The organism is Paraburkholderia sp. MM5384-R2, from assembly GCF_014201025.1.
Lineage (GTDB): Bacteria > Pseudomonadota > Gammaproteobacteria > Burkholderiales > Burkholderiaceae > Paraburkholderia > Paraburkholderia tuberum.
The window spans coordinates 78049-104095 of the sequence record NZ_JACHDI010000002.1; the positions used below are offsets into that span (position 1 = coordinate 78049).

Annotated in this window: 20 protein-coding genes and 1 pseudogene; 12 read left to right on the forward strand and 9 right to left on the reverse strand. The window is 62.1% G+C overall.

The window, feature by feature from the left end; all coding sequences use genetic code 11:
* Nucleotides 1-54 precede the first annotated feature (54 nt).
* The 7 genes from HDG37_RS04295 (at nucleotide 55) to HDG37_RS04325 (ending at nucleotide 9754) form a co-directional block, all read left to right on the forward strand.
* Nucleotides 55-1143, forward strand: coding sequence for a tartrate dehydrogenase (locus HDG37_RS04295; protein ID WP_184044650.1), 1089 nt, complete (start codon nucleotides 55-57; stop codon nucleotides 1141-1143).
* An 83-nt stretch (nucleotides 1144-1226) separates the two neighbouring features.
* Nucleotides 1227-2705: an NAD-dependent succinate-semialdehyde dehydrogenase gene (locus HDG37_RS04300; RefSeq protein WP_184044653.1), complete on the forward strand. Its 1479-nt coding sequence runs from the start codon at nucleotides 1227-1229 to the stop codon at nucleotides 2703-2705.
* A 2-nt stretch (nucleotides 2706-2707) separates the two neighbouring features.
* The gene (locus tag HDG37_RS04305; protein ID WP_184044656.1) at nucleotides 2708-3700 is read left to right on the forward strand and encodes a M14 family metallopeptidase; all 993 of its coding nucleotides are present in this window, start codon (nucleotides 2708-2710) and stop codon (nucleotides 3698-3700) included.
* A complete protein-coding gene (locus HDG37_RS04310; RefSeq protein WP_184044659.1) occupies nucleotides 3697-4041 on the forward strand; it encodes a cupin domain-containing protein in 345 nt (114 codons plus the stop codon). The genes HDG37_RS04305 and HDG37_RS04310 overlap by 4 nt, the downstream gene beginning before the upstream one ends.
* Nucleotides 4042-4092: 51 nt before the next feature.
* Nucleotides 4093-5421: an FAD-binding oxidoreductase gene (locus tag HDG37_RS04315; RefSeq protein ID WP_184044662.1), complete on the forward strand. Its 1329-nt coding sequence runs from the start codon at nucleotides 4093-4095 to the stop codon at nucleotides 5419-5421.
* Nucleotides 5422-5792: 371 nt separating this feature from the next.
* The gene (locus HDG37_RS04320) at nucleotides 5793-6926 is read left to right on the forward strand and encodes a substrate-binding domain-containing protein (protein WP_184044664.1); all 1134 of its coding nucleotides are present in this window, start codon (nucleotides 5793-5795) and stop codon (nucleotides 6924-6926) included.
* On the forward strand, nucleotides 6923-9754 hold the full coding sequence (locus HDG37_RS04325; RefSeq protein WP_184044666.1) for an ATP-binding protein: 2832 nt from the start codon (nucleotides 6923-6925) through the stop codon (nucleotides 9752-9754). The genes HDG37_RS04320 and HDG37_RS04325 overlap by 4 nt, the downstream gene beginning before the upstream one ends.
* A gap of 39 nt (nucleotides 9755-9793) precedes the next feature.
* Here HDG37_RS04325 and HDG37_RS04330 read toward each other — a convergent pair whose 3' ends face one another.
* From HDG37_RS04330 to HDG37_RS04340, 3 genes are all read right to left on the reverse strand, one after another.
* Complete coding sequence (locus tag HDG37_RS04330; RefSeq protein ID WP_184044668.1) at nucleotides 9794-10426, reverse strand: response regulator transcription factor; 633 nt, start codon at nucleotides 10424-10426, stop codon at nucleotides 9794-9796.
* Nucleotides 10423-12048 carry a response regulator gene (locus tag HDG37_RS04335; RefSeq protein ID WP_184044670.1) on the reverse strand — a complete coding sequence of 542 codons (1626 nt, stop codon included), beginning with the start codon at nucleotides 12046-12048 and terminating at the stop codon, nucleotides 10423-10425. The genes HDG37_RS04330 and HDG37_RS04335 overlap by 4 nt, the downstream gene beginning before the upstream one ends.
* A 255-nt stretch (nucleotides 12049-12303) precedes the next feature.
* Nucleotides 12304-12621, reverse strand: coding sequence for a hypothetical protein (locus HDG37_RS04340; protein WP_184044672.1), 318 nt, complete (start codon nucleotides 12619-12621; stop codon nucleotides 12304-12306).
* Nucleotides 12622-12931: 310 nt separating this feature from the next.
* Here HDG37_RS04340 and HDG37_RS04345 point away from each other — a divergent pair, with 310 nt between their 5' ends.
* Genes HDG37_RS04345 through HDG37_RS04355 form a run of 3 tightly spaced genes read left to right on the forward strand, consistent with a single transcriptional unit; the run spans nucleotide 12932 to nucleotide 13728 of the window.
* Nucleotides 12932-13177, forward strand: a complete 246-nt coding sequence (locus HDG37_RS04345; protein ID WP_026226136.1) for a hypothetical protein — start codon at nucleotides 12932-12934, stop codon at nucleotides 13175-13177.
* A 26-nt stretch (nucleotides 13178-13203) separates the two neighbouring features.
* Nucleotides 13204-13413: a hypothetical protein gene (locus HDG37_RS04350; RefSeq protein WP_018422385.1), complete on the forward strand. Its 210-nt coding sequence runs from the start codon at nucleotides 13204-13206 to the stop codon at nucleotides 13411-13413.
* 39 nt (nucleotides 13414-13452) lie between these two features.
* Nucleotides 13453-13728: a hypothetical protein gene (locus HDG37_RS04355; RefSeq protein WP_260332744.1), complete on the forward strand. Its 276-nt coding sequence runs from the start codon at nucleotides 13453-13455 to the stop codon at nucleotides 13726-13728.
* Between the two features lie 75 nt (nucleotides 13729-13803).
* Here the strand turns inward: HDG37_RS04355 and HDG37_RS04360 are convergent.
* The 6 genes and pseudogenes from HDG37_RS04360 to HDG37_RS04385 all read right to left on the reverse strand — a co-directional run.
* Nucleotides 13804-14006: pseudogene (locus HDG37_RS04360) on the reverse strand (NUDIX hydrolase); the annotation flags it as partial.
* Between the two features lie 206 nt (nucleotides 14007-14212).
* Nucleotides 14213-16645 carry a WD40 repeat domain-containing protein gene (locus HDG37_RS04365; RefSeq protein ID WP_184044675.1) on the reverse strand — a complete coding sequence of 811 codons (2433 nt, stop codon included), beginning with the start codon at nucleotides 16643-16645 and terminating at the stop codon, nucleotides 14213-14215.
* Nucleotides 16646-17272: 627 nt separating this feature from the next.
* The gene (locus tag HDG37_RS04370) at nucleotides 17273-19972 is read right to left on the reverse strand and encodes a CoA-binding protein (protein ID WP_184044677.1); all 2700 of its coding nucleotides are present in this window, start codon (nucleotides 19970-19972) and stop codon (nucleotides 17273-17275) included.
* 27 nt (nucleotides 19973-19999) lie between these two features.
* Nucleotides 20000-21286, reverse strand: a complete 1287-nt coding sequence (locus HDG37_RS04375; RefSeq protein ID WP_184044680.1) for an ATP citrate lyase citrate-binding domain-containing protein — start codon at nucleotides 21284-21286, stop codon at nucleotides 20000-20002.
* Between the two features lie 7 nt (nucleotides 21287-21293).
* Entirely contained in the window at nucleotides 21294-22181 is an 888-nt protein-coding gene (locus tag HDG37_RS04380) for an amidohydrolase (protein WP_184044683.1), read from the reverse strand.
* Entirely contained in the window at nucleotides 22178-23482 is a 1305-nt protein-coding gene (locus HDG37_RS04385) for an MFS transporter (RefSeq protein ID WP_184044685.1), read from the reverse strand. The genes HDG37_RS04380 and HDG37_RS04385 overlap by 4 nt, the downstream gene beginning before the upstream one ends.
* Before the next feature lie 143 nt (nucleotides 23483-23625).
* On the opposite strand from HDG37_RS04385, the gene HDG37_RS04390 reads away from it, so the two are divergent.
* Together HDG37_RS04390 and HDG37_RS04395 are read left to right on the forward strand one after the other, a co-directional pair.
* Nucleotides 23626-24369 carry a GntR family transcriptional regulator gene (locus HDG37_RS04390; protein ID WP_184044688.1) on the forward strand — a complete coding sequence of 248 codons (744 nt, stop codon included), beginning with the start codon at nucleotides 23626-23628 and terminating at the stop codon, nucleotides 24367-24369.
* Nucleotides 24370-24676: 307 nt separating this feature from the next.
* Nucleotides 24677-25984: an MFS transporter gene (locus tag HDG37_RS04395; RefSeq protein ID WP_184044691.1), complete on the forward strand. Its 1308-nt coding sequence runs from the start codon at nucleotides 24677-24679 to the stop codon at nucleotides 25982-25984.
* The last annotated feature ends 63 nt before the right edge of the window (nucleotides 25985-26047 follow it).

Below are 26047 nucleotides of genomic sequence, written 5' to 3' on the forward strand. Positions count from 1 at the left end.
GCCATCCGCGCGGCGTCGGCAGACGGCGCGCGATCACGGCAAGGAGAGAGATGTATGACCCGCAAATACCGCATTGCCGTGATTCCCGGCGACGGCATCGGCACCGAAGTGATGCCCGAAGGCCTGCGCGTGCTGGACGCCGCATGCAAACGCTTCGACATCGGCATCGACTACCGCCATATCGAATGGGCGTCGTGCGACTACTACGCGCAACACGGCCAGATGATGCCCGACAACTGGAAGGCGCAACTGCAGGATTGCGATGCGATTCTGTTCGGCGCGGTCGGCTGGCCCGACAAGGTGCCCGACCATATTTCGCTGTGGGGCTCGCTCCTGAAGTTCCGCCGCGAATTCGACCAGTACGTGAACCTGCGACCCGCGCGGCTGTTCGAAGGCGTACCCTGCCCGCTCGCCAACCGCAAGCCGGGCGATATCGACTTCATGATCGTGCGCGAAAACACCGAAGGCGAGTATTCGTCGGTGGGTGGCACGATGTTCGAGGGCACCGAGCGCGAAGTCGTGATGCAGCAGTCGATCTTCACGCGCCACGGCACCGAGCGCGTGATGAAGTTCGCGTTCGACCTTGCACGGCGTCGAGCGAAAAAACTCACGGTGGCAACGAAGAGCAACGGTATCGCGATCAGCATGCCGTGGTGGGACGCCCGCGCCGATGAAATGGCCGCCCGCTACCCCGATGTGAAGATGGACCGTCAGCACATCGACATCCTCTGCGCGCGCTTCGTGCTGAACCCGGATCGCTTCGACGTGGTGGTCGCATCGAACCTGTTCGGCGACATCCTTTCCGATCTCGGGCCGGCGTGCACGGGGACGATCGGCATCGCGCCGTCGGGCAACCTGAATCCCGATCGGCGCTTTCCGTCGCTGTTCGAGCCGGTGCATGGCTCGGCGCCCGACATCGCCGGCAAGGGCATTGCCAATCCGGTCGCGATGATCTGGTCGGCCGCGATGATGCTCGACTTTCTCGGCAACGGCGCGGGTGTCGAGCGCGATGCGCACGACACCATCGTCGCCGCGATCACGCGGGTGCTGAAGGAAGGCCCGCGCACGGGCGACCTGGGCGGCAGCGCATCGACCACGGAGGTCGGCGCGGCGATCGCGGCTCAGGTCGCCAACCCGTCCTGATCACTCACAGAGCAGGCAGCACTGACTGCCCGGCGCGCGTCGGGCGCTCTGCCATCGCATGCCAACCGGCACGGAGAGCTCATATGAGCACGAATCTCGAACAACAGGCCCGCGCGCTGATCCGCACGGAGAACTTCATCAACGGCGAGTGGGTCGCCGCCGCGAGCGGTCGGCGTTTTGCGGTCACCGATCCGGCGACCGGCAAGCTGATCGCGGACGTTGCCGACAGCGGCCCCAGCGACGCGCGAGCGGCCACGGACGCCGCCGCTAAAGCGCTGCCCGCGTGGCGCGCGAGGCTGGCCAGCGAGCGCGCGGCAGTACTGCACCGCTGGCACGCGTTGATCGTCGCGAATCGCGATGCCCTCGGTGCGTTGATCTCACTCGAACAAGGCAAGCCGCTCGCCGAAGGACGCGCCGAGGTGAACTATGGCGCGTCGTACGTCGCGTGGTTCGCCGACGAAGCCACCCGCATCTACGGCGACCTGATTCCGCAGCAGCAGCGCGGCAAACGCATGAGCGCAGTCAAGGAACCGATCGGGGTCGTCGCCGCCATCACGCCCTGGAATTTTCCGCTGGCGATGATCGCGCGCAAGATCGCACCCGCGCTCGCCGCGGGCTGCACGGTGGTCGCGAAACCCGCGGAAGACACGCCGCTCACCGCGATCGCACTGGTGATGCTGGCGCACGAGGCGGGCGTGCCGAACGGCGTGCTCAACCTGATCTCGGCTTCGCGTGCGGCGGCGGCCGAGACGGTCGGCGACTGGCTCGCCGACAGCCGTGTCCGCAAGATCACGTTCACCGGATCGACGCCCGTCGGCAAGCATCTCGCGCGCGAATCGGCGGGCACGCTGAAGAAGCTCTCGCTGGAACTCGGCGGCAATGCGCCGTTCATCGTATTCGACGACGCCGACCTCGATGCCGCGGTCAATGGCCTGCTGGCCGCGAAATTCCGCAATGGCGGGCAGACCTGCGTGTGTCCGAACCGCGTCTTCGTGCAGCGCGGCGTATACGAAGGTTTCTCCGCGCTGCTGTGCGCGAAAGTGGCCGAACTGCGGGTCGGACCCGCCAGTGACCCCGCCTCGCAGATCGGGCCCATGATCAATGAGCGCGCTGTGGACAAGATCGCTCGTCATGTCGAGGACGCGCTCGAGAACGGCGCGCTCGTGCTGACGGGCGGACGCCGGCTCACCGAGCTGGGACCGCACTATTACGCGCCCACGGTGCTGGGTAACGCCACGTCGTCGATGGTGTTGTGCGGCGAGGAAACCTTCGGCCCGGTCGTGCCGCTGTTCCCATTCGACAGCGAGCAGGAAGCGGTGCAGGCCGCCAACGACACGCCGTTCGGGCTCGCCTCGTACTTCTATAGCGAGAACATGCGCCGTATCGAGCGTGTCTCGCGCGCGCTGGAAGCTGGCATCGTCGGTATCAACGAAGGCGCGCTCGCTTCAGAAGCGGCGCCGTTCGGCGGTGTGAAGGAATCCGGCTACGGTCGCGAAGGATCGAAGTATGGTCTCGATGACTATCTGTCGATCAAGTATCTGTGTCAGGGAGGTCTGGAGTAAACATGGAAGCCTATCCGATCGAAGTCGCATTTCCGGACCTCTCGGCGCACGCCGACGGCAATACCGGCATCGCATACGTGCACTCGTTCGACTCCGGCCAGGCCGGGCCGCACGTGATGATCAATGCGCTCACGCATGGCAACGAAGTGTGCGGCGCGATCACCGTCGACGCATTGTTGCGCAGCGGCCTGCGCCCGCGCCGCGGCAAGCTCACGCTGTCGTTCGCGAACGTCGCCGCGTATGCGCGGTTCGATCCCGCGACACCAGACAAAGCGCGTTTCGTCGATCAGGACTTCAACCGCGTCTGGACCGCCGCGAAGCTCGACGATCTGGCGGCCCGCTCGTCGGAACTCGATCGTGCGCGCGCGATGCGGCCGGTGATCGACACAGTGGATCTGCTGCTCGACCTGCATTCGATGCATGAAAAAAGCGCGCCGCTGATCGTCGCGGGGCCGCTGCGCAAGGGAGCCGAACTGGCCGAGCGACTCGGCACGCCCGCCACCGTGATTCAGGACGAAGGCCATCCCGAAGGCCGCCGGATGCGCGACTACGAGGGCTTCGGCGACGACACGAGTCCGAAGAATGCCCTGTTGATCGAATGCGGCCAGCACTGGGAAGCCAGCGCGGTGACGGTTGCGCGCGACTGCACCGCGCGCTTTCTGTTGCTGTCGGGCATCGTCGACGCAGCCGACCTGCCGCCCGGCTGGATCGCGCCATTGCCCGACGAAATGCGCATCGTGCGCGTGACCGAACCGGTCGTCGCCAGGAGCATGGATTTCCGTTTCGCGGGTCCTTATACCGGCCTCGAGACGTTCGACAAGGCCGGCACCGTGATCGCATGGTCCGACGGTCAGCCAGTCTCGACTCCGTACGATGACTGCATGCTGGTGATGCCCTCGCTGCGCCAGTTGCGCGCCGGCGTCACCGTGGTCCGGCTAGGCCGGATCGAACGACGTATCGACCTCCGCTCACGACAACAGGAAACAGCGCAATGAAGGTTCAGCAGATCAGGCAAGCCGCGGAAGTCTCCGCACTGGAGGATTGGGGAACCGCGGGCCTGCCCGGTACCGAACCGTCGCGCGTATCGGGACGCCAGTACGTCATTCCCGGTCACGAAGCAATCGATACCGGCGTGTTCGAGTGCTCGCCCGGCGCCTATAGGCGCTCCGTCAAGCAGGCGGAGGTGATGCATTTCATCAAGGGCAGCGGCACCTTCACACCCGACGGAGAAGACACGGTCCGCTTCGCCGCCGGCGATACGCTATTTTTCCAAGCCAACACGGAAGGACTCTGGAACATCGATGAAACGCTGCGGAAGATCTATGTGATCTTCTGACAGCGACGCACCCGGTATCCGGCTGCTCATGTCAATCATGGTTGCTCAAACATGCTAAGAATCGACGAAGTCCCGAATAGCGAGGGGTTCCCCGATCGCTGCGACGTAGCCGTGATCGGCGGCGGCATTATCGGCGTCAGCACCGCTTACGCGCTGGCACGGCGCGGCGTATCGGTCGTGCTGCTCGAAAAAGGCATCATTGGCGCGGAGCAGTCGGGGCGCAACTGGGGTTGGGTGCGTCAGCAGAACCGCGACCTTTACGAGTTGCCGCTCGCGATGCAGAGCCTGAAGCGTTGGGGCGAGTTGAGCGACGAACTCGGCGAGGACATCGGTTTTCGGCGCAGCGGCATTCTGTACGGAAGCGAGCAGTCTGCCGACGTCGCCCAGTGGGAAGCATGGCTCGGCAAGGCGCGCGCGCTCGGCTTCGACAGTCAGCTGCTGTCGGCTCGAGAACTGGCCGCGCGCGTTCCGCATAGTCGGGCGAAGTGGGCGGGCGGCGTGTGGTCGCATTCCGATGGACGCGCGGAGCCGTCGCGAGCAGCGGCCGCCATCGCAAGAGGCGCGCAACGACTCGGCGCGCGCGTGCATCAGACCTGTGCGGTTCGCGGACTCGATAGCAGCGCGGGTCGAATCTCCGGCGTATGGACCGAGCGCGGCCGGATTGGCGCGAGCAGCGTCGTGCTGGCCGGTGGCGCGTGGAGCGCCCTGTTCTGCCGGCACCATGGGATCGATCTGCCGGCGGTCAATGTGATCGGCACCGCGCTGCGCACGGCGGAAGCGCCGGCCGTGATAGACGGGTGCTTCTCCGGCCCGAACTTCGCGATGCGGCGGCGGCTGGACGGCGGCTACACGATCGCGGTGCCGGGCTATGGACGCATGGAGATCGCGCCACAGAACCTGCGGCACGCGGTCAAGTTTCGCCAGATGTTCCGCAGCAAACTCAACAAGAAGCTCAAATTCCGGATCGCGCAACCTTTCTTCGGCGGCCCCGAAGGAAGTGCGGACTGGCGCAACGACGACATCTCTCCGTTCGAGGTGACGCGGGTTCTCAATCCCATGCCCGATGCCGAGTGGCCGACCCGTGCACTACAAAACGTTGCGACGGTCTTTCCGGAACTGTCTGGATTGCGTATCGCCCATGCGTGGGCAGGCGCGATCGACACGATGCCCGATCTGGTGCCGGTGATGTCACGCGTGGAGGGCAAGCCGGGCCTTGTGATCGCTTCGGGGTTCAGCGGTCATGGATTCGGGCTGGGACCGGGAGCCGGCATGCTGGTTAGCCGCATCGTGACGGACGACGCGACAGGGATCGAGACACAGCCATATCGATTGACGCGCTTTAGCGATGGCACCCGGCTGGCGAAACCCGAGATGATGTAACACCTGAGGTCGCCCCGCGAAAGCGAGCCTTCGGTGCTGTACAGCCGCGCTGATCTCGCTCGACAATCTCGGTGTCTCGTACTCCGTCGGCAATGCCAACACAACGACACTGCCAGTCGTCATGCTGTCGTACCTGCTTGCAGTCGAGAAACTCTATGGCTTGCGATCGATGAACGGTTGATTGCGCAATCGTGGCAAACACTGACCATCAGACCATTGCAGTTGAGTGCCGACCACGCTTGATCCGATCTGCGCCAGCGCATGACCGATGACACGTGGGAATCGGCTTGTAATATCCTGCTAAAAAGGTCATCCGCGAGCGGCTTTGGGCAACCCCAATCGACCTCGGCGGAGCCCATGGGGGGAACAGCATGAAGGGCTTCCTTCTGGCGTTGGCTTGCGCGTGTGTGCTGCTGGCCGCGGCGGCGCAGGATTTATCGCCTGGCCCTGCGCCCGGAGCCCCGGCCGCCGCGACGGACTTCCTGGCCCTGGCCAGGCGAGTGGTCGACGCCGCTTCGCGACCCGCTGCACCCTGGAACGGGCCACGCAACGGGCCACCCGCGCAATCTGGAAAACACATCGCGGTCGTCGCCGAGGATTTACGCAACGGCGGCATCATCGGTGTGGTCGATGGTGTGCTTGAGGCGGCCGAGGTGATCGGCTGGCGCGTGAGGATCTTCGATTCCGCGGGTGTGGCCGACCTGCGTCTGAAGATGCTCGCGAATGCGCTGGCAAGCCACCCCGACGGTCTGATCCTCGCCGGCGGCGACGCACGTGCGCTGCTCCCCGCGCTGCGGCCGTTTGCCGAGAACAACATCCCGATCGTCGGCTGGCATGTCGCGGCCCGGGCCGGACCGGTGCCCGGCACGCCCGTGGCGATGAACGTGGCGACGGATCCGCTCGAGGTCGCGCGCGTGACCGCGCTGGCGGCCATCGTGCAGTCCGGCGGGCATGCGGGCGTCGTCATCTTCACCGATTCCAATTTCCGAATTGCGCAAGGCAAGGCGGATGAAATGGCTGCCGTCGTTCGCGCGTGCAGTGGCTGTACCCTGCTTGAAGTGCGCGACGTGGCGATTTCGCGCAGCCGGGAACTGGTGCCGGGGACGACACGCGCCCTGCTCGCGCGTTACGGCCCGCGCTGGAACTGTGCGCTGGCGATCAACGACATCTACTTCGACTACGCCGCCCCGGTGTTGACCCAGGCCGGAATGCCGAACGCTGCAATGATCATGCTGTCGGCTGGCGACGGCAGCGAGTCCGCCTTCCTGCGCATCCGCACCGGCACGTTCCAGACCGGCACCGTAGCCGAACCCCTGAATCTGCACGGCTGGCAACTGGTCGACGAAATGAACCGACTCTTCGCGGGCGTTGGCGTCACGGGTTACGTGACGCCGGTGCATCTCGTGACGGCGGACAACGTCGCCGCGGACGGCGGCGATCGTCTACTCTACGACCCTGACAACGGCTATCGCGACATTTATCGTCAGATCTGGCAACGACCGTGAAACTGCCCTTCCCACAATCGCTCACCGCTCAATTTGCGCTCGTTGTTTCGTGCCTGGCCGCGCTGGTGGTCGTCGTCGGAGCCACGACGATTTACTCGTTGACCGGTTCGGCCCAATCGATCCGTCAGCTGGCCGAAGAGCGGCTCACGCGCCTCGCGGATGCGCAGGATCTGGTACAGCACACGCTGACGATCGAACGCCTCGCGTTGCAGTTGTCTCGCGACGATACGATCGATGCCGTGCACGAGACCCATCGGCATGTGCTCGAACAGCTGGCATCCTTCGACCGCCTGGTTGACCGCCTGGCCTCCGCGAGCGCAAGCGACGACCCAGGGGTCGACGCGCTGACGCTTTATCGGTCGAGCCAGCGCTTTCGCAACATCGCCAACATCGAGGCACAGGTGCGCGAGACCGCGCTCGGCCCGCGGGGTGCGCCGGCGGATGGGCAGCGGCCGGGCGTGTCGCTGACCAGCCTCGACAAGGACCTGCGCGGCGCGGCCGAGGCTCTGGCCGTCGCGGCGCAACGGCAGTCCGATTATTTGACGCGCGACTACCGCGAAGCAGTCCAGGATCTGGCCGTTCGCGCAGACCGCACACGCAAATGGGTGGCGGGTGGAGTCGCGGTGAGCCTGCTGCTCACCTGGCTAATCGCCCGCGAATTCCTCGGGCGCCATGTCGTGGCGCGCCTGCGCCGCGTCAGTCACTTTCTGCGGCACGGCGATGCCGGGAGCACGCAAGCCGGAGTCCCCGTGCACGGCGGCGACGAGATTGCCGATATGGCGCGCGCAGTCGAGCAGTTCCTTGAAGACCGACGCCAGCGCCGCCAGGCCGAGGATGCGTTGAAGGAGCTCAACGCCGGACTCGAGGCGCGCGTCGCACAGCGCACGGCCGAACTCAGTGCGGCGCTTGCGGGTCAGGCGGCCGAGATCGCCGAACGTCAGCACGCCGAAGATGCCGTCCGGGAAAGCGAGAACTTTCTTAACAGCATCATCGAAAATATCCCGGACGCGATCTTCGTCAAGGAGGCCGCGACCTTGCGCTTCGTGCGCTGCAACAAGGCGGCGGAGCAACTTCTCGGCGACCGGCGCGAGGAGCTCCTCGGCCGGTCCGTCCACGATCTGTTTCCCGCGGAGGAGGCTGAATTCTTCGCGCTCAAGGATCGGGCCGTGCTGGAGTCGCATCACATGATCGACATACCGGAAGAGCCGGTTCATACGCGACATGGCGTGCGCCTGGTGCACACGATGAAGATCCCGATCGCCGATGTGCGCGGCGTGCCGCAGTTCCTGCTCGGCATCTCACGCGACATCACGGATCACAAGCATGCCGAAGCGGAATTGCGGCGCTATCGCGAGCACCTCGAAGACATGATCCGCGAACGGACAGCGGAACTCGCCGTGGCCAAGGAACATGCAGATACGGCCAACCAGGCAAAAAGTGACTTTCTCGCGCACATGAGCCACGAACTGCGTACGCCGCTCAACGCGATTCTTGGATACGCGCAGATCCTCACACGCGACACGACTCTCGATCAACGCCAGATCGACGGACTCGCAGTCATCCAGCGCAGCGGCGAACACCTGCTGATGCTCATCGACGACATCCTGGATATAGCCAAGATCGAAGCTGGAAGAATGGAACTCAATCTTTCCGACGTTCCGCTCGAACAGTTCGTCTGCTTTGTCGCCGAGACGATGCGGGTCAAGGCAACGGAAAAGGGCCTCGCCTTCGATTGCGAGATGCCGCCCGATCTGCCCGCGGCTGTCCGGGTTGACGAAATACGGCTGCGTCAGGCGCTGCTCAACCTGCTTTCCAATGCGATCAGATTTACCGAGCAGGGGAGCGTGCATCTGAGCGTCGCTTTTACGCCGCCCGCGCGACTATGTTTCAAAGTGCAGGACACCGGCATCGGGATAGATGAAGGGCGCCAGGAGGAAATCTTCAGGCCTTTCGAGCAGGTGAGCGACGACCGGCACCGCTTTGGCGGCACGGGGCTGGGGCTCGCCATCAGCCGGCAACTCGTACGCCTGATGGGCGGCGACATCCATATCGAGAGTCGTCGAGATATTGGCAGCGTCTTCTCGATCGAACTGGATGTCCAGGTGGTGGCGCCCCCGGCGGCTGTCGCCGCGTCCGGACGGATCGTGAGCGGTTACAAGGGGCCGCGCAAGGCTATCCTGGTCGCGGATGACGTGGCGGAGAACCGTGCCGTGATGGTCGATATGCTGGGGCCGCTCGGATTCGACATGGCGGAGGCTGGCAACGGATCCGAAGCTCTGGAGAAAACCCGCTCCCTGCATCCTGCGCTTGTCCTGATGGATGTGGTCATGCCCGGGATGGACGGGCTCGAAGCCACGCGCCGCCTGCGCCAGATGCCCGAGTTCCGGGATCTGCCCATCGTCGCAGTCTCCGCAAGCGCCTCGGGGACCGATGCGGCGCACAGTCTCGCGGCCGGCGCAAACGCTTTTCTTGCCAAACCGATCGATTTCGGCCGGCTATTGTCCCATGTCGCGTCGCTCCTGAATGTCGAGTGGATCGACAAAGCGAGCAAGGCGCAAGTCACTGGCGCGGACCACACGGCTGTACCCGCTGCCGCTCTTTTTACCGCGCCCTTGATGGCACCGCCGCAGGGGGAGATCGAAGCGCTGCACTACCTGGCGCGACTCGGCGACATGCGTGCCATCGTGCAACACGCCCAACACTTGAGCGAGCTCGACGAGCGCTATCGACCCTTCGCAGACCACCTTTGCCGGTTGGCGAAGGCTTACCGGTCCAAGGCGATCCTCAGCTTCGTCGAGCAATATCTGGAAAGGAGGCTGCTGCGGTGATTCGCGCCTCAGAACGCGAACCGCATCATCCTTCGTTTTCTACTCGACGATCATTCCGTGCCGGATCGCGTACCGGATCACCTCAGCGTTGTTGGAAAGCCCGAGTTTCTGCATCAGCCGCATCTTGTGTGTACTGATCGTTTTCGCGCTGAGGGCACATGCCAGGGCAATTTCATTGATGCTCCTGCCTGCCGCGAGCATCTGCAGGACCTGGAATTCGCGGTCCGACAGTACTTCATGCGGCGGGACGTCGCCGCGCTGTGTATCGAACACCATCGCATCGACGAGCTTCGGATCGATGAAACGGCCGCCGTCCGCGAGCTTGCGGATTGCCGCGAGCAGCACCTCCGGGTCACTGTCCTTGGTCAGATATCCCGTTGCTCCCGCGCGCAGCGCGCGAGACGCGACCTGGGCCTCGTCGTGAATGCTCAGCACCAGCACCGGCAACGAAGGATGTTCCGCCCGTATCCTGCGGATCAGAGCGACGCCGCTGATGCCGGGCATCGTCATGTCGAGCAATAGAAGATCGAGCGCGCACGAGCGCAGCTTGTCGATCACTTCCGCTCCTTGCGCCGCTTCCGCCGCAACGACGATATCGCTCGTGGTCGCGATGATCTGTCTGAGTCCGCCACGGACTATCGCATGATCGTCCGCAATGAGTATCCTGATCATGTTCGAGCTCCGCCATCGAGCGGAATATGAATCGAAACCATGGTGCCCGCGCCCGGCGAGCTGTCGATCGAAAGCGATCCGCCGATCAGCCGCGCGCGCTCGTTCATGCCGAGCAGGCCATATGAATAGTTGCGACTCACCACTTGCTGATCGAAGCCGCATCCGTCGTCACGCACATGCAGCAAGAGCTGTGCAGCCGTCGAAACAAGCGTCACCTCGACACGTTTGGCGGCGGCATGACGCGCGACGTTCGTCAGCGAAGCCTGGGCAATGCGGAACAGGGCCGTCGCGTGGGCGTCGGACAGTGTGGGTTCGCCGCCTTCGATGCGCAATTCACAAGCAATCGCATTGCGGCGGTTGAACTCGTCGACAAGCCATTCGAGCGCAGACACGATGCCGAAGTTAAGCGCCGCGGGCCGCAGGTGGCTCGCGACATTGCGCACCATCGAGATCGTGCCTTCGACCAGTTGGCGCATATCGTCGGCTTTTTTTGTCGCTTCCGCGTCGTGCGCGATGCGCATTTTGAGCAGAGACACGTCCATCTTGAGCGCGGTCAGCAATTGCCCCAACTCGTCGTGAATTTCCATCGCAATGCGCTTTCTCTCCTCCTCGCGAATCGCCTCCATGTACGCGGACAGTTCGCGCTGCTGCTCGCGCGATTCGACGAGTTCCTGTTCCATCTGCTTGCGCCCCGTAATGTCATTCAGGCCCACATAGATCGCGGGAGAATCGTCGTAAGTCGCGGCGCGCGCCGTCGCCATCGCCCAGAACCGGGTACCGTCCTGGCGCCGGAACTGTACTTCCGTGTTGCGCAAGCCACCCTTGGTCCGCAGATGTTCGATCAGACGCTCGCGCTCGCCCCGCTCGGCGTAGAAATCCGCGATATTGGCGGCCAAGCCTTCGTCCATGCCGAAGAGTTCGCGCAGCGGCGGGTTCGTGTACAGGATGTGCCCATCCGGTATCGAGGTGATGCATAGCGGCACCGGACTCGTTTCGACAATCGCGCGAAAGCGAGCCTCGCTTGCCTGCAGGCGCGCGTCCGCGCGCCGCCGCTCGTCGATCTGCGCCCGCAAGTTGGCGTTGGCGCGCGCCAGCTCTTCGGTGCGCAATGCGACACGTCGCTCCAGATCGTCGCGCGCTTGCGATAGCGCGGCCTCCGTTTCCTTGCGCACGGCGACTTCCGCCAGCAGTTGCCGGTTCTGCGCGAGAACCTGCTTGTGCATCAGCCGCAGCTCGAGGTGCACGCCAACGCGCGCGACCATCTCATCGACGCGCAATGGCTTGGTCACATAATCGACACCGCCCACCAGAAAACCTTCGACGCGGTCCTCGTTGTCCATCAGCGAGGTCATGAATATGACGGCGATATCGCGCGTGCGCTCATCGCGCTTGAGGCGCCGACAGGTCTCGAAACCGTCGATGCCCGGCATCTTCACGTCGAGCAGGATCACATCGGGCTGCGAGAAGGCTGCGCGCTCCAACGCTTCGATACCGTCGAGCGCCACCAGCACGCGAATGCCGCGCGCCTCGAGACTGTCGACAACCACGCCGAGATTCCCCGGCGTATCGTCGACGATCAGAATCGTGCCCGTATACGCGACCGGAGCGGCGAGATGGCTCATGATGCGGTGTTCCCTTCGAGATACCGCTCAGCGGGTTGCAGGATTCCGCTCCACCATGCGTCGAAAATGTCGAGCGCCATATATCCCCGCCAGTGCCGCCGTTGTAGTTGTCCTATTCTGCACTCGATGCCGGCGCCTGGTCCATCACGCCCGCTCCGGGTTTCAAACGTCCGATGAAACGGCGCGCCCCGTGGCCTCACAGCCGCCGCATGCGTGCCTGTAAGCAGTTGCGCGCCTGGCCGGCGTTGCCGTTCGCTAGTGCGACACCTCGCCCGCCACCGCGATCAGTCGGACCGTGCGCGGCAAGGTCAGTTCGTCGATGAGGTCGGCCACCTCGCACAGCGCGCGAAAGTCATACTCGTCGATCTGCTCCGCGTGATTGCGCCGCAACTCGCGCATGGTTTCGCCCAGGCGCCTGAGCGCGTTGGTCGTGCCGTCTATCAACGGCCAGCAGTGCATCAAATACGCAAGCGATGTCACGCTGCGCGTCTCGCACCAGGTGTCGAACAGTCGCAGACATATCACGTCGATTTGCTCGATGACGTTTTCCCGTTCCGATAGATAGCCGATCATGTTGCATCAATTCGACATTGCATTTCGATGGCTCATCATCTACGAGCAGAATGTGTGTCGCATTCAGCGCACGCTGGAAAATCAGGGTGTGACTTCCTGATTCGCGTGTCAGGAAATCCTTAGTGTCATTCATGGCGAAAGCCCCCGCAGATGGGCAGGGACGCTTAAATGCCGTTCTATATGCTGCTCCGGTTCAGGAAGTCCTGACGGTTGAAACCAGTGATTCCTGAAACGACATTCCGGCCGGTGCCGATTGGACGCACGCACCGATCGCCATAGCATCGAATCATCGTGCATCGCGGGGAAAATCATGGCGGGCAACAGATCGCTGCGTTCTCAGGTCGAAAAACTCGTTGGCCCGACGGGGGGCCGAGGAGCGCGCGTGCGTCTGCTGAACCGCTCGCGCTCGGGTGGAACATGCCGGGTGTGCATTCAAATCGATCTGCCGACCGGGGCGTTTTCACTCTTCTTCTTTCGCCATGCCGACGGCGCATGGCACGTGTTTCCGCCGGGCCAGCGCCGTCCGGAAATGGGGATAGGCCGCATGGCGGCCTGATCGTTCAGCCAGCCGGGGAAACGCTCATGTACGACGATGCTTCGAACACACTGCCGCAGGACGTGATCGAACTGCGCGCGTGGCTCAACGACTGGTACGACCATGCATTCGCCGTAGGCTACGTCCATCCGCCCTTCACGCTCGACGAAGCGACAGCCGACCGGCTCGAAGGCTACTTCAAGGCGGGCCTGACGCCGGCCGAAGGCGCAATTCTGTTCTTTGGCGTCGTGCATTGAGAGGCGAGCGATGAAGGCGAAAGACCGTGAAGTCAATCAATGAAACATCACATTGTCGGGCGTTATCGCGGATTCGTCATCGAAGCGCACATGGAGCCGCGGACAGCCCGTTTGTCCGATGGAATCGCGCTGACATATCGCGTCACGTGGTCGTTGCGTAGAAGGACACGAAAACAGCACGTCACCGGTGACTTAGCCGATGCCATTACCTACGAGTCGGAAAGTGTTGCTCTCGCGTGCGTCGATCGCAAGGCTCGCGCTCTTATCGATGCCATGCTAGCGAATCAGGAAGCGTTACAAACCGTGGGGCTGTAACCCCGATGCCTGGAAGGCCCGCGCCTCGCGCAGCGTCACGCGGACTCCAACGGTCATGCAAGAAAAACGGTTCGACTAGCCGCGGACATCCCTGCCGAGATACGCAGCGACCGCGCCTGTCACGGCGAAGCCAGGCAATTGCTCCGGCGACGCCAGATGCGCGGCGACGATCTCGCGATTATCGAGCCGCAGTTCGGGTCCCGGATACTGCCGCCCGGGAACCCCCATTCGGCGCGGTACGACGACTTCAGCAGCAACAGCGACTGACCGACGTAGATTGGGCGGATTCAACCGGTCGATGCAACACAATGAACGCCGGATGAGCGGCTCTCGGTGCAGAGGAAAACATGAGCGGACCTACGAGTAGGCGATGGACCTGCTCACGTCCGCGGACTTCGATGTGAGAGCTGGTCAGGAAGATCGGAAAGCAATTGGTCGCGCTGGCCAAACGTATCGTTGCAGCTCGCTCCGACCGTTCGGCGAGTTACGATCCACATACGTTTTCGCCCCGGCGCCCGCGTACGAGAGAAAGAGCAGCTTCATCCTCGGTTGTGAGCAGGTTTGCTCCCACGAGCCTTTCCCTACACACGGCTTTAGCCAGGCTCTGACCTCGCTTCTGCATGAGCCATCGGATAGGCCACACCCGCGCGGTCTGATCCGCGGACGCAGTTACCACCCGCTGGCCGTCCGGGCTGAAGGCGGCGGAGAAAACCGGTCCCTGATGTCCGGTGAGCTTCGCGATCACCTCACCGGTCGCCGCGTCCCACACCCGCGCGGTCCCGTCCGCGGACGCGGTCACCACGCGCTGGCCGTCCGGGCTGAAGGCGGCGGAGAAAACCGGTCCCTGATGTCCGGTGAGCTTCGCGATCACCTCGCCGGTCGCCGCGTCCCACACCCGCGCGGTCCCGTCCGCGGACGCGGTCACCACGCGCTGGCCGTCCGGGCTGAAGGCGGCAGAGAAAACCGGTCCCTGATGCCCACCGAGCTGGGCGATCTGTTTGCCTGTGGCCGCGTCCCACACCCGCGCGGTCCTGTCCGCGGACGCGGTCACCGCTCGCCGACCGTCCGGGCTGAAGGCGGCGGAATAAACAAGATCCTGGTGCCCGCTGAGCTGCGCGATCTGTTTGCCCGTGCTCGCGTCCCACACCCGCGCGGTCCTGTCCCTGGACGCGGTCACCACCCGCTGGCCGTCCGGGCTGTAGGCGACGGAATCAACCGGGCCCTGATGCCCGCCGAGGAGCAAGATCTGTTTGCCGGTGGCCGCGTCCCACGCCCGCGCGGTCCCGTCCCACGACACGGTCACCACCCGCTGGCTGTCCGGGCTGAAGGCGGCGGAATCAACCGGGCCCTGATGACCGCTGAGGAGCAAGATCTGTTTGCCTGTGGCTGCGTCCCACACCCGCGCGGTCCCATCGGCGGACGCGGTCACCGCGCGCCGACCGTCCGGGCTGAAGGCGGCGGAATAAACCAGATCCTGGTGCCCGCTGAGCTGCGCGATCTGTTTGCCGGTGGCCGCGTCCCACACCCGCGCGGTCCTATCACGGGACGCGGTCACCACCCGTTGGCCGTCCGCGCTGAAGGCGGCGGAAATAACTGACCCTTGATGCCCTCTGAGCAGCAAGATGCCCATCGCCGCGTCCCATGCGCGCGCGGTCCTGTCACGGGACGCAGTCACCACCCGCTGACCGTCCGGGCTGAAGGCGGCGGAATTCACCGGCCCCTCGTGTCCGGTGAACTGCACGATCACCTGGCCGGTCGCCGCATCCCACACCCGCGCGGTCTTGTCATCGGACACGGTCACCACGCGCTGGCCGTCCGGGCTAAAGGCGGCGGCGCTCACCGGTCCGCGATGTCCAGTGAGCTGCACGATCGCCTGGCCGGTCGCCGCGTTCCACACCCGCGCGGTGTTGTCATCGGACGCTGTCGCCACGCGCTGGCCGTCCGGGCTGAAGGCGGCGGAGAAAACCGGTCCCCGATGCCCTATGAGCTGCGCGATCACCTGGCCGGTCGCCGCATCCCACACCCGCGCGATCTTGTCATCGGACGCGGTCACCACGCGCCGGCCGTCCGGGCTGAAGACCGCGGAGCTTACCGGTTCCCGATGCCCGGTGAGCTGTGCGATCAGGTGGCCGGTCGCCGCATTCCACACCCGCGCGGTCCTGTCCGCGGACGCGGTCACCACGCGCCGGCCGTCGGGGCTGAAGGCGGCGGAGAAAACCGGTTTCTGATGCCCGCTGAGCTGCGCAATCTGTTTGCCCGTAGCCGCGTCCCACACCCGCGCGGTCCTGTCCGCGGACGCAGTCACCACGCGCCGGCCGTGCGGGCTGAAGGCTGCGGAGTAAACCAGATCCTGATGCCCGCTGAGCTGCGCAATCTGGTTGCCCGTAGCCGCGTCCCATACCCGCGCGGTCCTGTCCGCGGACGCAGTCACCACCCGCTGGCCGTCCGGGCTGAAGGCGGCAGAATAGACCAGATTCTGATGGCCACTGAGCTGCACAATCTGTTTACCGGTGGCCAGGTCCCACACCCGCGCTGTCCCATCCCAGGACGCGGTCACCACCCGCTTACCGTCCGGGCTGAAGACGGCGGAATCAACCGCATTCTGATGGCCGCCGAGCAACGCAATCTGCACTGATGCTTGCGCGCCACGCATAAGCTCGAGCTCTGCTTCTGCCGATCCCGGCGAGAGCCAACCGTTGCCCATCGCCAGCATCGCGAAGCGCATTGCGCGGTCATAATTTCCCGCGTCGTTCGCCGTGGTCGCGGCCGACGCCAACGCCAGGGAAGTCTGGCGTGCGACCGTCCGAGTCTGGTGAATGATCCACCCGGCAGTCACAATTAGAATGAATACGATTGTGCCAACCAGTACCTGGATGCGTCGCTGCGCGCCCTGTCCGTGCCCGCTCTTCGTTGACATGGGCTTGATCCTCAACGATTTGTTGCAACTGCGACTCGCGCTCCGCGCGTGCAACCTCCTCGCGCCCGCAGCAAGTCCATAGATAGGAAAGGTCGTCCGCGCCCAGCCGAAAGCAATTCGCACATGTCCAATTCGCAAAGAAATCGCTCGCCCCACACCGTCGCCCAGACGTCTGGGGGCTCCCGGTCGCATCGTCTCACGCCACACCACGCACTCGATTCCAGGAAACAGCACATCAGTGCGCACCAGTGTCCGCCCGTCAACAATAGATGAGCCGAAGCAATGGTCTTGACGCCGCATCCGTTCCGCCTTGCAGGAGACGTCACTGATGAAATTGCTAAATGATCGCGTTAAACCATATGTTCGGTATCGCGCATGTTTCAGGCCCGGTTAAAGCACACTTCCGAGACAGCGAACGTCTATGATCACCGCAACCCAAAGAGGAGAAGCCTCGCGAAGCGAAACGCGTCGTAGTTGAGCAAGGCGAACGAATAATCGCCACATAGGCTGGAGTTGTTCGGAAAAGCGTGCACGACTCGCACCCCCGATCCCGTGCGGAGACAACTGACAGTTGTGGGCATGAACCCGGCAGCGCGGAAAGACTTCGTGCGCTTCCGGGTCATCCCGCTACGCAACGAAACGACACTCCGACGCTGGTGTACGTGTATCCATGTTCCTTCCGCGATTCGCATGGTCATCGATTTCAGCCGCGCAACCGAGCATGCGGGGGTAAAGAAAGATGGTAAAGGCGGCCGTCTCCAAAGCGTTGCGCGAATACATTCCGTCACGATACGGCTGCCAGAGCATCTTGAGCAGTAACGCGGCAATCACCGCATCGACGTTGACGCAGTAGACGTTTCGCGAAACCCCCGCGTCGAACAGGCTTTGGACCAACGTCCGGTAAAAGTCGTGGAAGACGTTGTATTCGTCGCGCTCGGCGAACAATTGCAGCACGAACATTTCACGCGGGTCGTGATTGACGGGTTTATCTTTAAACACCGGATGATTCAGGCCAGGGATTTTCTGGATGTCCAGGCTGCCGCTCGTTTTCTTGCTCGATTTGTATTTGGCGTAACTTTCGACGTACGTCATCGCTAGTGCTTTCAAATCCAGCCCGTGCGCAGGATTGCCGGGGTCAGTCAGTCCGCTATGCGCGAACTGGTCTAGCAGAAACGCAATTCCCTCAAATCCATTGCCACCGTGTGTGTAACCGCTGTGCGTAAGGAAGCCGATTAACGCCTTGTTGAGTTGGACGCGCCCGGGGTCTTCGGGACCATCGGCAGAGACCGCACCTTTTGCACCCTGCGCGGAAATCGTTCCGGGTCCATTTGACAGCAGCAGACCGACCAGCAATTGGAAGGAAAACAAGTCGCTCGTGCCTGGCGACAATCCAAACAACGCGCGGAAGGCGGTTTCACCAAGCGAACGCTCCTCCAGGACTGTCTTCGTTTCGACGCCGCAAAAGCTGTCCGGACCGTGCTGGTCCGAGGGCACTGAAGCGCCTATCAGGGAGCCGAAAAGTTGTATCCACCACGGAAGGCTCTCAGCCGAAAGGCGTGAAATGCGTTTGCGCATGAGCGGTCCCCATGCGAGCGTCGCGCAAATCGCTGCCAGTACACCATCGGTAGTTGGTTCGCCGGGCAGGCTTTCGATGTATCGCACAAACGTCGACTTCGCGTCCCGAGCCTTGAGTCCAGCCAGGATTGCCCGGGCCCGCAAATCCGGTTCACTGCCGACGAACAGGTTGAGGTCGGTGACTTCGGCGCGCGAATAGTCGAAACTCTCGTCCGTCGCGTTCTCGAGCTTCACCGTGGCAAAAGCGTCGATGAGATCGCGGACCGCCTCGCGAGGCGCGGATTGGCCACGCGGCCCGATGATACTCGCCGCCGCTGCAAGGACAGTGTTAGGTGCGTTCCCAGCATCTCGTGCAGCCTGCGCAGCTACGAGTGCGGGATGTCCATACAGGTTCAGGAACGCACTCACAGCGACATTGATTAGCGCGCGGTCGTTCATCCCGCCGGGTTCGTGGAGCAGCGCAAGGCTTACGTTTGTCTCAAGGGGGTACTGCGCCGCATCAAGCATCGAAACGCCGTACAGACTGGTCACCTGCGACTTTGGGTCCATCTGCGACGCGCCAGAAGCATCCTTCATCGACTGTCGCGGTGGTACAGCTCCAACCTGTTTGTCGAGCGCGGCAATCTGGGCATCGTATGGGGCCGTGGCCTGCACGACAGGCAAATCGAGCGCCTGCGGCAGGCTCAATCCGCGGTGACTGCTAAACCACGGTTTTAATGCGAGGTTACCTTCCGGCTCGAAATCTGGCCTGCAGGCGTTTTCACGCATCACAGCCGTGAGTGCTGCGGGTATGTGCGCGATGTTCGTGACAAGCGCACCCTTTGCCGACACGGCCGGATTGTCCGGTGTGAACACACTTGACACCCCGAATTTATCGAGAAACCATTGTTCTTTCGATGCGGCGTCGTCCGCGCCTCCGGACATAGCACCCGCGTGTCCGACAGCACGGGTCAGCTTTGACTTCCAGCGACCCACGACGCACGCAACCACCGGCTTCGTAAAGTTGGCGTCGAGCTCGTAGTAGCCGCCAGGTTCGACATAAAGAACGGCGGCCTTGCTTCGCGCGTCGTTTGCCAGGGCCGCAGCGAACTCGGGCGCCGCGAATTGAATGTAGACGTCTTTGCCACTTGAAATGGCTGTTGTCGTACCCCATCCGGCCATCCGCAGGTAGGTTGCAATGGTCGTTGTGAAGTTGCCCGAGTTCGAGAACAAGGCAATCGAGCCGCGTCGCAATGCCTCTTCAGGATTGTCGCCGCCCAGCGCTCCGCCGATACGCACCTGGTTCCAGGCGTCAGCTACGCCGAGGCTGTTGCCGCCAAAAATGTCGATGCCGTTGGACTGACCCATCGCGCGGATTTCGCGGGAGTCACTGACGGCCAGCTTTTCGGTGACGATGAAAATCTTCTTCAGTTCCGGGTTGACGCGGATAAGCTCGGCCACGCCGTCCCGTGCAGCGGAAGGAGGGAGGTAGATGACGCCGCAGTTGAACCTGTGGCCATCGTTCAGTCCTTCGAGAACGTTGTTGTAGACCGGCACGCTTCCAAGTGCCGTTTCCAGTACCTGGCCGCGCTTTCCCGGAGCCGTGCCAAACACCACATTGCCACCGGAATAGGCATGACCGACGGGCGTGACATCGCTCGACTCGCCGCCCAGAATGTTGAGCACGCAAACGCGGTCGTCCTTTGTTGCAACTTGGGATAACGAACTAATTCCTACGAAGTATTTAAAATCGCCAATGCCCTGCTTGTACATAATGATTCTCCCCAGTCGATGAGATGCTCAGGCAGCCTGTTTGACCGCAATTCCCAGCTTCGCGGCAATCTGCTCACGGCCGCCTGCTTTCATCCATTGGTCAACCTGCTTCGCATGCAGGACGACCTCGCTCATGTCCGAGTCAAACCCGAAGAAGGTGTACGGCAATCCCAGCGAATCGAGCGTGTCGCGCAATGCTCCCATTCCGCGAACCAGATTCGGACCGCCACGGCCGACCACCACATAGAGCGGCGTCGGGCCGTGCTGACTGAAGTGCTCGCGTAACGCGTCGGCCAGTGCGCGAAACGTTTCAAAAATATCCGTGTTGTTTGACTTTCCACCAATAATGAACAGAACATTGCTTTGCTGAATCCAGTGCTTGAAACAGATGCGGGCAACTTCCTTCATTTTTTCGTAGGGTGGATTGCCGCCGAAGTCTGACGAGATGATGGCGTCGTCTCCGAGCATTTGCGTGACAAGGGAGTTCGCGCCGCCACCGAACGTCGGAGCGAGAATGCTGCCCTTCGCGTTAATGACGTAGACGTCGCTCTGCCCTTGATATGTGCGAAGCTGGTTGATTTCCTGTTCGAAGTCTGAATAGTCGACTGCGAAGAGATGCGCGGGCAGGTCAAGGCGCTGCCAGCGCGGGTCATCACGGTCGAAGCCGCATTTGAAGTCACAGGCGACGGGTGTCAGCCGTCCCTTGCTATCCTCACGCATCCGGATTGGATTGAGTTCGAGGGTCGTCATTCCGAACCCGTGGTAGAGCTCCCATAACTTGGGGAGGTGCTGTACAAGCGGCGAGATAATCTGTTTGGGTGCGCCCAGCGTCGAAAGCGCGTTCGCCACGACGAACGCCTTGAGCCCGGTGAGCGGGTCAAACGGAATCTGCACAACTTGCGACTTGTCCAGTTCCTCGATGTCGACGCCACCGTGATGTGTGAGCGTCATCGTCGGTGCGCGGAAGCGTGTCGAGTCGGTAATCGAGAAATAGACCTCGTACTCGGCCGGCACACCCGCCTCAAAGGTCACGCCGTTGGCTTTCGACACAGTATTGGCAACGTGATGTTCGACGAAGTAAAGACGCTCCTTCTCCTTCAAGGCGGTCGTCAGGTCAGTCGCGCGGCCAATCAGACCGGCCTTGCCCTTCTTGCCAACACCGCCCTTGAAAACCGGCTTGATGAAAATCATGCCGTGCTTTTTCAGCATCGCTCGAATCTGTTCTTCGCTAGCGTCCGGACCCAGAATCTCGGGCGTCGGAAAGCCCACGAACTGCAGCAATCTGGCGCCGTGCAACATACCGGTGACTTGCATGATGACCTCAGGAAGTGAGTTGGGAAGTCGGCGTCGCCGGGACAATATCCCTCACGGGGTCTTCGTCGAACCCGTAAAACGAGTGTGGGGTTGAGCACAGGATTGCCTCGACAATCGCGGGCGCAAGATGTAAGTCCAGCAACGCGGTAAGCGTCTGGCTGTAGTCCGTCGCATGTTCAAACTGCGTGTGTGGCCAGTCGCTACCCCACATCAGACGTTCGGCGCCAAATGCGTCTATGAGCTGGTCCGTGGCATCGCGCATGAAACTCGAGTCCGGCTCCGAGCACCGATAGGCGCCCGAAATCTTGACCCACACGCGGCCAGATGGGCCAAACTCCAACAGGTCGTGGAAGCCCGGGTCGCGTGTGCCGCTGTCCGGGTCAGGGCGGCCAAAATGGTCAACGACGACTGGCAAGCCCACATCCAGCAAAGTGTTGACGAGCGGCGCCAGGTCCGACGCCTCCCTGTGCAACTCAACATGCCAGCCTAGTTTTGATAACTGCCGCCAAAGCATCACGTACGGGGCGGTGCTGAGGTCGGGGAGCGTCTGCCCGACAAGATTGAGACGCACGCCCGTCACACCCAGGCAGTTCAGCCGCACCAGGTCGTCTTCTGAAATATCGGGGGACACGACTGCCACACCGCGCAGCCGGCGTATGTCTCTGGTCAGCGCCTGTAAAAGATGGCTGTTATCGGTGCCGAGAAAGCTGGGCTGGATAAGGACGGCATTGCCAATATCGTTCTCGTCCAGAAGCTTCCGGTAGGCGTCCAGGGTTGCGTCATAGTCGGGTGCATAGCGCCGTCCGTCCGCCAGCGGCAGAGTCCTGGCAAACACGTGCGCGTGCGTGTCAACGCGCGGCAGCCGTGGCCGCGCGATGGGTGGTGCCTGAGTCATCGCTGGCTCCGGGGATGGTCAAGCGCGAGGTCGGCGTCGGCGACCAGTTGTGAAGCCTGCTCGACGCCGGACTGCCGCAAGCGCTTGCCGCGCGTTTCGGGAAGCAGCAACACGGCAACCATCGCCAGCCCGTACGCAATTGCGGCATCGATACCGATCGCTGCTCCCAGCGACATCGAATGACTCATGTACCCGACCAGCACCGGGAAACCCGCCGAGGCGATGCGACCGAAGTTGTAGCAAAAGCCGACGCCTGTCCCGCGCATGTCCGCAGGATAGAGTTCGTTGAAAAGTGCGCCCAGGCTGGCCGGGATGCCGGCGGCGAAAAAGCCTAGCGGGAAGCCCAGAACAAGCATCTGCGTGTTGCTCAAGGGAAGCATCACGTAGGCGAGCACAGTGACGATGCAAGAAAATGCAAAAAATGCGATGTTGCGACGCCGTCCGATACGGTCGAGCAGGTAAGCGCTCGCCATACAGCCGCACCAGAAAGCCACGATAACAACCGCAAGATACCCACCGGTGTTGAGGACCGACAGATGTCTTTCCTTGGAGAGGAAGGTCGGCAGCCAGGTCATGATGGCGTAGTATCCGCCGTGTGCGCCTGTGCCCAGAATCGCCCCGATAACGGTGGTCTTGATGACGCGCGGCTGGAATACTTGCGCGATTTGCCCCCACACAGAAACAGCTGGTTCAGCGCGAGACGGCTCAACGCGCACAGGTTCGCGGAGATTGCGGCGGACGTAAAGGACGAGAAGCGCGGGCAGCAGGCCAACACCGAACATGACACGCCACGCCGTGTCTGACGGCAACCACGAAAAAGCTGCGGCATACAACAGCACTGCGCCGGCCCAGCCGACAGCCCAGGCGCTCTGTACCGCGCCCATGGCCTTGCCGCGGTGTTCCGTCCGGATAGTCTCAGCCATCAACACGGCGCCTGCAGCCCACTCTCCGCCGAATCCGAACCCTTGCAGGGCTTTCAGGACCAGTAGTTGAGGAAAACTCTGGGCGAAGGCACAAAGGAATGTGAATCCTGCAAACCAGAGAATCGTAATCTGCAGCGTCCGCACCCGACCAATCCTGTCGGACAAGGCGCCCGCCAACCAGCCGCCCATCGCCGATGACACCAACGTCACGCCGCTGATTGCGCCCGCCTGCGTATGGTCGATGCCGTACGCTGCGATGATTGCGGGGATTGCCAGGGTAAACATCTGCACATCGAGAGCATCGAGGCCCCAACCCGCGAAACATCCCCAGAAGGTGTTTCGTTCAAGAGGTGTGCCTTGCTTGTACCAGGTGAACATCGCCGTCTCCAAGGTAAATTCATATATTCATGTATATGACTATATGTTTAGTTTAGGCGCCTCGACGAAGAAGTCATTGAGGATTTACCCTTGTTGCTGCAGATGTTGTACAGTGACTATTCCTGTGAACAACTATATGAATCATGGATATGCAGTCGTTCTCGGCCAAGCCAGACGGTCGATTGCCCCGATACCAGCAGCTCCGCGATGACCTGGTGCGCCGCATCGCGGAGGGCGAGTGGGCGCCAGAAAAGGCAATCGACACAGAGGCGGAGCTCAGCCTGTTTTATAACGTGTCGACCGGCACACTTCGGAAAGCCATTGATTTGCTGGTGGCCGACGGGGTGCTCACCCGCACCCAGGGAAAGGGGACCTTTGTCCGGCGCCCGCGCTTTGATTCGTCGTTGTTCCGCTTCTTCCGATTCAAGTCAGCTGACGGCAAGCCGGTCCGACCGACGGCGAAGGTGCTCAGTCGCGAGGTCGTCAAGCCGAACGAGACGATTCGCTCAACCTTGCAGATGAAGGCGACGGAGAAGGCTGTTCATCTCTCGCGGGTACGATTGATTGACGGACAACCCGTTTTGTCGGAAGAAATATGGCTTCCACGAAGCCGTTTCGAAGCTCTGGCGACTCTGCCCCTTGGTGGCTTCGAAGATTTGCTTTATCCGCTCTATGAGCGGCTTTGCCGCCAAATCGTCGCATCCGCAACCGAGATTCTGAACGTCGAACAGGCGACGGACGCTGATGCAGCGCTCTTGCATATCGACGTTGGCAGCCCGGTAATCCTTGTGCACCGTGTGGCATCCGATTTCGCCGGGACGCCTATTGAATGGCGCACCACGCGTGGTGCTGCTGCAGCGTTCCAGTATCAGGTCGATATTCGCTGACAACGCGACTTCCTCGCCGCGTTTGGTGCTGTCATACGGACCGACAACGCGAACTGACTTTCTGTCACCCGGCAAGTCGCATTTTTCCCGCGACTTTCAGGCTCTACACCTCGTTCGCCGAATACATCACTGGTCGCCAGCTGCGGCCGCAGCTCGCTTGCATGCGCTCGTCCGGGTTATACCTCATTGCAGCCCGACCTCAAACATACAAACATATACATGACTATATCAATCTGCTTGTTTTCGTCTGACTGACCGTTTTCGAAACGCCAGTCGAGCGGCAGCGGGCATGGAACTTGGAGCGAACATGTCTACGTCCGTAACACGTGAGCAGCAGGTAATGAAGAAAATGGCATGGCGGCTGATGCCGCTGCTGATTGTCATGTTTCTCATCGCATTCATCGACCGGCAGAACGTCGGCTTCGCGAAACTGGAAATGGTTCAGGCACTCGGCATGACGGAAGCCGCGTATGGCCTTGGAGCATCGCTGTTTTTCATTGGCTACCTGCTGTTCGAGGTGCCCAGCACACTGGCGCTTCATCGGTTTGGGGCCCGGACGTGGCTCGCTCGCATCATGATTACGTGGGGCGTCGTTACAGTGCTAATGGCGTTCACCAGGTCCCTGCCAGCTTTTTACTCGTTCCGGTTCGCGCTGGGCGTTGCTGAAGCCGGCTTTTATCCAGGCGTCATTTACTACCTGACGCAGTGGTTTCCTCAAAGCTACCGGACACGTGTGCTTGGCCTTTTTACCCTCGGCAGTTCGCTGGCAAACATGCTTGGCGCGCTCGTCGGAGGGCTGCTCCTTTCCTTGGGCGGAACACTGGGACTGGCGGGTTGGCAATGGGTCTTCCTTGCCACCGGTTTTCCGGCAATACTGATCGCCTTCGTAGCGCTTAAATATCTACCGAGCTCCGTCAAGGAAGCGAATTTCCTTTCTCAGGATGAGAAGGACATTGTGGTCGCAGCGCTTGTGCGCGAAGCGTCCCCGGAAGCAAAGGAGTCCCGGCCATGGGCTGCATTGCTCGACCCGAAGGTTCTCATGTTCGCAGCAACCTACATGCTGATGTCGACGTCGCTCTACGGCGTGACGTACTGGCTGCCCACGTTGGTTAAGAGCTGGGGCGTTTCGTCGAGCGTCAATGGCCTGCTTAACATGATTCCGTGGGCACTCGCGGCTCTTCTCCTGCTTTGGCTTCCCGGGAAGCTCAAACGTGAACAGGTGGTGTTAAAAGCAATGGCCATAGTCGCCGGCATCGGCGTCGTATGCTTTGCATCGAGCCTCGTGTTGCCGACTGTGTCGTTGCGCTTTATTGCTCTGTGTCTGGGCGGAGCTTGTATTCCTCTGCTGTACCCTTGCTTCTGGTCGCTCCCACCACGCTTCTTTTCTGGCGCTCGAGCCGCTGCAAGTGTCGCTGCCATCAACTGCATTGGAAACCTTGGAGGGTTCTTTGGACAGAACCTCATGCCGTACGTTGGCAAGATAACCAACAGTCATATTGCACCCATGCTCGTTCCGACTGCATGCCTGTTAGCTCTCGCAATCGGTACCATCATTGCGTGGACAGTCGGTGGGCATCGCAAGGCGGCGCTTGCGTCATCAACGGTTCCACTTTGATGCGGGCCATGACACCCCCAAGCTATTTGCACAGACGCAATGTACCCTCATTTGAGCCGCATG